Source organism: Streptomyces phyllanthi (assembly GCF_009377205.1).
GTDB classification, from domain to species: Bacteria; Actinomycetota; Actinomycetes; order Streptomycetales; family Streptomycetaceae; genus Streptomyces; species Streptomyces phyllanthi.
On the sequence record NZ_VJZE01000406.1, the window covers coordinates 1 to 8,494 of the forward strand.

Consider the following 8,494-nt stretch of genomic DNA (forward strand, 5'->3'; position numbering starts at 1 on the left):
GCCCTCGAAGGCAAGCGGATCTCGGTGGAGTTCGACGGCGTCTACATGGACTCGTACGTCTACTGCAACGGCACCGAGGCCGGCCGGCACCCCTACGGGTACACCGGGTTCGCCCTCGACCTCACCGACCTGCTGCACACCGACGGCACCACCGCCAACGTCATCGCGGTCAAGGTCCAGAACCGGCTCCCCAGCAGCCGCTGGTACTCGGGCAGCGGCATCTACCGCGCGGCCCGTCTGGTCGTCACCGACCCCGTGCACGTCCAGCGCTGGGGCACGTACGTGACGACCGAGGAGCTGAGCGACGAGCGCGCCCTCCTGCGCGCCCGGACCACCGTCGTCAACGAGTCGGGCACCAGTGCCCAGGTCACCGTGAGATCCCGCGTCGTCGACCCCGGCGGACGTACGGTCGCGCGCGCGGAGTCCACGGTCACGGCCGGCTCCGCCCCCGAGACCGCCGTCCACGAACTCGCCGTCCCGGACCCGAAGCTGTGGGACATCGACACCCCCCGGCTCTACACCCTGCGCACGCAGCTCCGCGTCGACGGCCGCACGGTCGACACCTGTGAAACCCCCTTCGGTGTCCGCCACTTCACCATCGACGCCGACGACGGCCTCGTCCTGAACGGCCGTTACGTCAAACTGCGGGGCGTCAACCTCCACCACGACCTCGGCGCCCTTGGCGCGGCCGTCGACGCGGACGCCGTGGAGCGGCAGCTGGTCATCATGAAGAGCATGGGCGTCAACGCCCTGCGCACCTCCCACAACCCGCCCGCGCCCGAGGTGCTCGCGGCCTGCGAACGCCTCGGTCTCGTGATGATCGTGGAGGCCTTCGACTGCTGGCGGAGCGGCAAGAACCGGTACGACTACGGCCGCTTCTTCGACGAGTGGGCCGACAGGGACATCGCCGAGATGGTGCTCGCGGCCCGCAACTCGCCCGCCGTCATCATGTGGTCCATCGGCAACGAGATCTCCGAGTTCACCTCCACCGCGGGCCTCGCCATCGCGGACCGGCTGATCGCCGGGGTGAAGAAGTACGACGACACCCGCCCCCTCGTGATCGGTTCCCACCGGCACCGCAGCGTGCCCGCCGAGGGCTCGCCGGCCGACCTGATCCTCGCCAAGCTCGACGGCCTGGGCGTCAACTACAACTCGGCCGCCTCGGTCGACGCCCTCCACGCCCGCTACCCGAAGCTGTTCCTGTTCGAGTCGGAGTCGTCCTCGGAGACCGCGACCCGCGGCACCTACCAGGAGCCGGAGCGCCTCAACACCGGTGAGAACCACACACCTGGCAGGCGTGCCACCTCCTCGTACGACAACAACCTGGCCACGTGGACGTACAGCGGCGAGTACGGGCTGAAGAAGGACCGGGACCGGAAGTGGTTCACGGGGGAGTTCCTGTGGTCCGGCATCGACTACATCGGTGAGCCCACGCCGTACAACGTCTTTCCCGTGAAGGCGTCCTTCTTCGGCGCGGTCGACACGGCCGGGTTCCCCAAGGACATGTACTACCTGTTCAGAAGCCAGTGGACGGACGAGCCCATGGTCCATCTGCTGCCCATGACCTGGAACCACGAGAAGGGCGACGTGGTCGAGGTGTGGGCGTACTCCAACGTCGACACCGTCGAGCTGTTCCTCAACGGCAGGTCACTCGGCACCAGGAGGTTCGACCGGAAGAGGACCACCGACGGCCGTCCGTACCTGGAGACCACCGAGCCCACCGGCGACGACAAGACCGTCACCTCCGGCCCCTACCCGGGCAGCTACACCAGCCCGAACGGCAGCGCGGGCAAGCTCCATCTCACCTGGAAGGTCCCGTTCGCCCCGGGCGAGCTCAAGGCGGTGGCGCGCCGCGGCGGCCGCACCGTGGCGACGGACCTCCTGCGCACGGCGGGACGACCCCAAGCGGTCCGCCTCACCGCCGACCGCGAGTCCCTTGCCGCCGACGGCCGTTCCCTGTGCTTCGTGACCGCCGAGGTGGTCGACGCGCGAGGCGTGGTCGTGCCCGGCGCCGAGCACCTGATCACCTTCGACGTCGACGGCGGCTCCCTGGCGGGCCTCGACAACGGGCGCGAGGAGAGCGCCGAGCGCTACCAGGCGAGCACCCGGACGGCCTTCCACGGCAAGGCGCTCGCGATCGTACGGTCCGGCGTCGAGCCCGGACACCTGAAGGTGACGGCCCGCGCGGACGGACTGCGCAGGGGCACCGTGACCGTCCGCACCACCCCGGCGCGCTCGAGGTCGACCACGCCGCCGGCCGAGTTCGAGCCGGACCTGCCGCCCGCCCCCGACCACCCGTTCGCCGACGCCAGTTACTCAGGCCGCCCCGACACGCTCCCGGCGGCCATGCTCGACGGCGACCCGGCCACCGGCTGGTCCAACGCCTTCAACAAGCCGGCCACGGGCCTCCTGCCCGCGTTCAACGGCGCCCGCGCCGAGGACTGGGTCTCGGTCGACTGGGGCCGGACCCTGACGGTCGACCGGGCGGAGGTCTCCTTCACCGTCGACGCCACGCACACCCTGCCCGCCTCGGTCGAGGTGTCGGTATGGGACGGCGAACGGTACGTGCCCGCCGAGGGCGTGAGGACCGACCGTGCCACCGCGTCCGACACCCCCACGGTGATCACCTTCGATCCGGTGCGCGGCTCACGGCTGCGCCTCCTGCTGACCAGCGCGCACCCGGGCGCGGTCGAGGGAGCCGTGCGGATCAGCCGCCTGGACGTGCCCGGGCGGTAGCGGTCGGCATCCCCTCCGGTACCGCACCAGGACCACGGTGACCTGCGGATATTTACGAGTAAGTACCCGCGCGGTACCGTGAGGGGCATGCCAGCTCTGAATGTGGAGTTCAGCGACCGCGAACTCGAGGACCTGCGGCAGATCGCCAAGGAGCGCGGTACGTCGATGAAGGCGCTCGTGCGCGAGGCCGCCGCGGCCGACATAGTGCGCCACCGGGCGCTGAAGGAGGGCGCCGAGGCCTTCCGGCAGTTCTTCACGGCGCACGCGGACGAGTTCGCCGCCGCGTTCCCCGAGGACGAACCGGCCGCCAGGGGCGAACGGCGGGCCGTCTGACCGATGGCTCCTCCCGTCATCCACATCGACGTGCCCTGGCTGCTCCAGCGCCACGAAGAGGTCCTGCCCGACCAGCCGACGGTCAACGACTTCTCCGCCCTCGTCGCCGCCGTGGCCCGCCACCGCGTCGACCCGCCGCGCCTCGGCGTGGACTCCGACCCGGCCTGGCGTGCCGCGGCACTGCTGCACACCCTGGCCCTGCTCAAGCCCCTGCCGTCCGCCAACGCCCGCTTCGCCTGCGCCACCGCCGTGGCGTACATGTTCGTGAGCGGCGTCGGCATCGACCCGCCGTACGGCGCCCTGGTGGACCTCGCACGCGATCTGATCTCCGGCAAGGTGGACGTGTACGCGGCCGCGGACCGGCTCCGCTCCTGGCAGATCTGAGCGCCCGGTCCCCGAGGCGCTCCCAGCAGTCCTCAAGGCGCCCCATGCCCAGGGGCGCCGGACACCGCCGCCACCATCCGACCGCTCCCCAACAGCCGTGTACCCCAGGCGATCCGGTGTCCGGCACGGCCCTCGGGGCCGCCGACCCAGGGCGGGAGGATCAGGGTCGGCGGCCCGTTTCGCGCAGGAGAGCCGCCGTCCTGCGCGGGGCCTTCTGAATTGGCCGCGACCAGTGGACACCGAAAGGCGCACGGCCGGGAGCGTGCGCGCGCCGCCGGAGTGTGCGTCCGGTTCACACGGGGCGCGTGAAAACCCGAATGGCATGGGAGCCGGGGGAGTTGTGTGCTTGTGCGTCCGTAACTCCATGATCGTCTCGGCGTGTTCAGACGGTCACAACCGCGCAAGAACGGCACTCACCACCGCATGCGGACCCAGGTGTGTTCTGACTTTCCTTCAGTGGTGCTCATGTTGCCCAAGTGCCTTGTTAGCCATGAGTAACTTGTGCAAGGGTGAACTTCCCTGCGTACGGGCAATGGCCAGGTCTGAGAAGCCGCTCGGCTTTCGGTTCGTCGACGGGCTCAAAAGGCCCTCGGCCGACGGTCACCGTGCGGCCCTCCCTCAGTCCCCGGGCCGCCGTTTTCCCGGCGCACCGCCCCAAAGGGTCCGCCCGCCGGCAGCTCCTTTTCGGCAACTCCCTGTGTGCCACCTTTGCGCCTCGGAAGGAAACCGCTCTGTGCACACCCCCCATCCGCCTCGCCCGTCCTACGCGCCCCGCCCCGGCGTGGTCCCCGGGGTATCGGACGAGAACCTCGCCGCCCAGCTGAGAGGCGGGCCGGAGAGCGAGGCCGGCGACCCCGTCGCGGTGCTGATGACACGGCACTGGCAGTCGGCGTACGACTACGCGGTCATCTGCCTCGCTACTTCGGCGAACGTCGCCTCGATGGTCACGGCGGCCTCCTTCCACCAGGTGCTGGAGGGGCTGATACGGGGGGAGTCCGGTACGGCCCTGCGGCCCCGGCTCCTGGTGACCGTACGGGACATGGTCAAGGAGTGGTCCGCGGAGGACACCCTCGCCGGCGTTCTGCCGGACCTGAGAAAGCCCGCCGGGGGGCGCGGTATGCGCGCCGCGAAGTCCATGACCCCGGAAAATCGCAAGCTCGCCGAGCGCTCTTTCCAGGCCCTCCCCGGACTCGCGCAGTGCCTGCTGTGGCACACCGAGGTGGAAGCGGAACCGATAACCATTCCCGCCGGTCTGTTGGGCATGGGGCCCGACACCGCGGCGGCGACACTCGAGCAGGCCCGCGAGCAATTCCGCCAGGGCTGTGTGCGCGCTCACCGGGAACTCGCGCCGAGCAAGGATTGCCGCTTCTACAACCGCCTGCTGGATGTGCCGATTCGGCGCGGCGGGGCTCTCCTCCCCGATGTGCAACAACATCTGCTGGAGTGCCGTTACTGCCGTTACGCCGCCGAGCAGCTCAGCCATTTCGAGGGCTCGCTGGGCGGACTGCTCGCCGAGGCCGTACTCGGCTGGGGGGCGCGCCGTTACCTCGACTCACGGCCCGACCGCGCCCCGCAGGGCGGCTCCGGCCAGGGCGGCGGCCGGCGCGGCGCGAACGGCGGACGGCACCGGCTGCTGTCCCGGATCCCGCCCCAGCGCCGCACCCGCGGCACCTCGGGGCCGCGGGGCGGCAGGACCCTGCTGACCGGTGTCGGGGCCGCCTCGGGCGCCCTGGTCGCGCTCGTCCTCTCCATCGCCCTGCTCTCGGACGACGGCACCGGCGCCGACCCCGCCGCGTCGACCAGCGCCACCGGCGACCGCAGCACCGCGGCCGACCCCGGGGACACGCCCGCGCCCACGTCTTCCGCGCCCCCCAACTCGGCCGGGATGCCCACGGCACCCGACGAGACGCGGCTGCGCAACCTCGCCGCCGACCTGTGCCTCGACATCCGCGGCGGCAAGGCGGAGAACGGCGCCACGACCGAGCTCGCGGTGTGCTCCTCCGCCTGGACCCAGAAGTGGTCGTACGAGGAGGACGGCCAGCTGCGCAGCGTCGCCAACCCCGAGCTGTGCCTGGACTCGCACGTGGACGCCGGGGTCGTCATCCTCGGCAAGTGCGTCACCCGGAAGTCCGACCGCGCCGACGACGTGCGCTACGACCTGACCGTGCAGGGTGAGTTGCTGCCCCGCTGGGAGGAGGAGCTCGCGGTCGCGCCCACCGGCAGGGAGGCCAAGGCGGACATCGTGGTGAAGGCACGGGACGGCTCGGACACGCAGCGCTGGGTGACCGACGGCGTGTCGGCCACTCCCGAGTCGCTGTCGATCGCCGGCTCCGGCGCGCCCTCGACCGACCCCGCGGCCACGGGCACGCCCCTCGCCGACGGGGCACCCGAGCGGGAGCGGACGGGCGACCCGGCCCCGGCCGCTTCGCCGGAGAGCTACGAGAAGGCCGAGGAGGGCGCTGTCCGGTCCGTCACCGACGACACCGACCTGGAGGCCGGCGGCTCGGTTCCCGATGGTGATGACACGAGCAACGTTCCCTCTCTGCCGCTGACCACGTCACTTCCCCTCACCCTTCCCGGAAGCGACCTGTTGGCCTGACGCGCGGGCGGGGCGCCCCGGCCGCTCACGGCCAGGGCGCCCCCGCCGCTCACCCCTCCACGAGGTCCCCCGCGCCGACCGTCCCGGGCCGGGCGTGCCCGGACAGCGCGAGCGTCAGGTCGAACTCCGCGAGCAGGCAGCGGATCACATGCTCCACGCCCGCCTGCCCGTCGAGGGCGAGCCCGTACACGTACGGGCGCCCCACGAGCACGGCCTCGGCGCCCAGCGCGAGCGCCTTGAACATGTCGTCGCCCGTGCGGACACCGCTGTCGAAGAGCACGGTCATCCGGTCGCCCACGGCCTCGGCCACCCGCGGCAGCGCGTCGGCCGCCGCGACCGATCCGGCCACCTGACGGCCGCCGTGGTTGGAGACCACCACCCCGTCCATCCCGGCGTCGAGGGCGAGCCGGGCGTCGTCCGGGTGCAGGACGCCCTTCAGGACGATCGGCCCGTCCCAGTTGTCCCGCAGGAACCCCAGATCCGGCCAGGTCTTGCCGGGGTCCGCGAACAGGCTCACGAAGCGCAGTACGGCCGCGTCGGGGTCCTCGTGCACCGGCTTGGCCAGACCCGCCTGGAAGACCGGGTCGGAGAAGTAGTTCGCCGTGCCGACACCGTGCAGGAACGGCAGGTACGCCTGGTCGAGGTCGCGCGGCCGCCAGGCGAGCAGCGGCGTGTCGAGGGTGACGACCAGCACGGAGTACCCGGCGGCCTTCGCCCGGTCCAGGAAACTCCGGGTGACCTCCTGGTCCTTCGACCAGTACAGCTGGAACCAGCGCTCCGCTTCGCCCATCGCCTCCGCGACCTCCTCCATGGGCGTGCTGGAGGCCGAGGACAGCACGTACGGCACGCCCTGCGCGGCGGCGGCGCGGGCGGCAGCGGGCTCCGCGTCCGGGTGCGTGATCGACAGGACGCCCACCGGGGCCAGCGCCAGGGGAGCGGGCAGCGCACGGCCCAGCACCTCGACCGACAGGTCCCGTTCCCGCACGTCGCGCAGCATCCGCGGCACGATCGCGCGCCGTTCCAGGGCGGCCCGGTTGGCGCGGGCCGTGCTGCCGTCGCCCGCACTGCCCGCCACGTAGCCGACCGGGCCGGGCCCGAGCCGCCGCTCGACGAGCTCCTCCAGCCGGGACAGATCGGTGGGCAGCCGTGGCACGGCGCCCGTCAGACCGTTGAGATAGATCTCGTACTGGAAGTCGGCCCAGTGCTTCGCCATCGGTACGTCCCGCCTCTCGTCCCCAAGACCGTTGAAGATCGCGCCTGTACGCGGACGATCCTGGCGACCGGACGGCGGGCCGTCCACTGCCGTGCCGTGCTCCTCTCCGGCCCGTGGTTCACCCCTCCTCGGACGACTCGTTCCGCGACGGCGTCTCCTCCTCCCTGTCCGGCCCCTGCGCCCGCACCCGCCGTACGTGCTCCAGCGACTCCCGCAGCTCGGTGAGCCAGTCGTCGGTGTGGCGCTGGACCAGGCGGACGCACCAGGCGAGGGCGTCGCTGCGGCTGCGGGCGACGCCGGCCGCGACGAGTGTGTCCAGGACCTGGCGCTCCGGCTGGCGCAGCCGGGTCATCACGGGGGCCGCGACATGCGTGAACAGGGCACGCTCGCCCGCGCACTCCACGCCCCAGGAGACCTTTCTGCCGAACCGGTGCTCGGCCTCGCGCGCCACCGCCATGCGGTCCTCGCGGGTGCGCTCGCGGAACTCCTGGACACGGGCCCGTACGGCCGCCTCCTTCTCGGCGGCAGAGGCCCCCTCGGTGAGGCGCGGCTCGGGGATGCGGCCGATGACGGTGATCTCCTCCCGGTCCACCGTCACCGCCGCGAGGCTCTCGAAGAGATCGTCCGGAAGGCGGCCGGAGAACCAGCCGCGCAGTTTCTCGTGCTGCTCTGCTGTAATCATGTAATGACGATTACTCCGCAAGGAAAGGAACGCAAGAGGTCCAGGTGAGGGTTCGCCCAGGACGGAAAACGGAACGTTTCAGGCCGATTGCCGAGCCATGCGGATCCGGCCAGGTGGACGCCTCAAGCGATCAAGGACCGCTCAGTTGAGGGGCGCGCTCATTCGACTTCCGTAACATCACGCCACTGATTCAATACTGAAAGTTACCGAAACGTGTGGGGTCGATGTGCCTTTCCGTGCCGGACTCGGCAGACTCGCGCTCGCCGATCCGGCACCCGCCCGGACCGCCCGACGCGTACGTACCCCGTCCGCGGGCGGCCCGGCATTCCGACCGAGCGGAGAGATGCACACCATGCCGAACACCGCGCGCTGGGCAGCGACCCTCACTGTGGCGGCCACCGCCGTCTGCGGACCCCTCGCGGGCTCCGCCCTCGCCTCCCCCGGGGGCGCTGCCGCCGGGCTCTACGCCCCGTCCGCGCTCGTGCTCACCGTGGGCCACGGCGAGAGCGCGGCCACCGCCGCCCCCGCCCGCGCCGTCACGCTGACC

The 8,494-nt window shown here is 71.6% G+C and carries 6 protein-coding genes and 1 pseudogene; 5 read left to right on the plus strand and 2 right to left on the minus strand.

Annotated features, from left to right (window positions below):
• The 4 genes from FNH04_RS35985 to FNH04_RS36000 all read left to right on the plus strand — a co-directional run.
• A partial coding sequence (locus FNH04_RS35985) for a glycoside hydrolase family 2 TIM barrel-domain containing protein (RefSeq protein ID WP_152790046.1) occupies positions 1–2,736 on the plus strand: 2,736 nt, incomplete at its 5' end.
• Between the two features lie 87 nt (positions 2,737–2,823).
• Positions 2,824–3,069, plus strand: a complete 246-nt coding sequence (locus FNH04_RS35990) for a hypothetical protein (protein WP_152790047.1) — start codon at positions 2,824–2,826, stop codon at positions 3,067–3,069.
• Positions 3,070–3,072: 3 nt separating this feature from the next.
• Positions 3,073–3,453 (plus strand): toxin Doc, encoded by a 381-nt coding sequence (locus tag FNH04_RS35995; RefSeq protein ID WP_152790048.1) that lies wholly within the window; start codon positions 3,073–3,075, stop codon positions 3,451–3,453.
• Positions 3,454–4,186: 733 nt separating this feature from the next.
• On the plus strand, positions 4,187–6,052 hold the full coding sequence (locus FNH04_RS36000; protein WP_322724815.1) for an RICIN domain-containing protein: 1,866 nt from the start codon (positions 4,187–4,189) through the stop codon (positions 6,050–6,052).
• Positions 6,053–6,101: 49 nt separating this feature from the next.
• Here the strand turns inward: FNH04_RS36000 and FNH04_RS36005 are convergent, their stop codons facing one another.
• Positions 6,102–7,265, minus strand: a complete 1,164-nt coding sequence (locus tag FNH04_RS36005; protein WP_152790050.1) for a lactate 2-monooxygenase — start codon at positions 7,263–7,265, stop codon at positions 6,102–6,104.
• Positions 7,266–7,383: 118 nt separating this feature from the next.
• The gene (locus FNH04_RS36010; RefSeq protein ID WP_152790051.1) at positions 7,384–7,947 is read right to left on the minus strand and encodes a hypothetical protein; all 564 of its coding nucleotides are present in this window, start codon (positions 7,945–7,947) and stop codon (positions 7,384–7,386) included.
• Positions 7,948–8,299: 352 nt separating this feature from the next.
• Here FNH04_RS36010 and FNH04_RS36015 point away from each other — a divergent pair.
• Positions 8,300–8,494 (plus strand): annotated as a pseudogene (locus FNH04_RS36015) (protease inhibitor protein); the annotation flags it as partial.

Bases quoted from the DNA above. Each gene is read 5' to 3' on its own strand.
- FNH04_RS35995 (WP_152790048.1), top strand. From the start codon at position 3,073: ATGGCTCCTCCCGTCATCCACATCGACGTGCCCTGGCTGCTCCAGCGC.
- FNH04_RS36010 (WP_152790051.1), bottom strand. From the start codon at position 7,947: ATGATTACAGCAGAGCAGCACGAGAAACTGCGCGGCTGGTTCTCCGGC.
- FNH04_RS35990 (WP_152790047.1), top strand. From the start codon at position 2,824: ATGCCAGCTCTGAATGTGGAGTTCAGCGACCGCGAACTCGAGGACCTG.
- FNH04_RS36005 (WP_152790050.1), bottom strand. From the start codon at position 7,265: ATGGCGAAGCACTGGGCCGACTTCCAGTACGAGATCTATCTCAACGGT.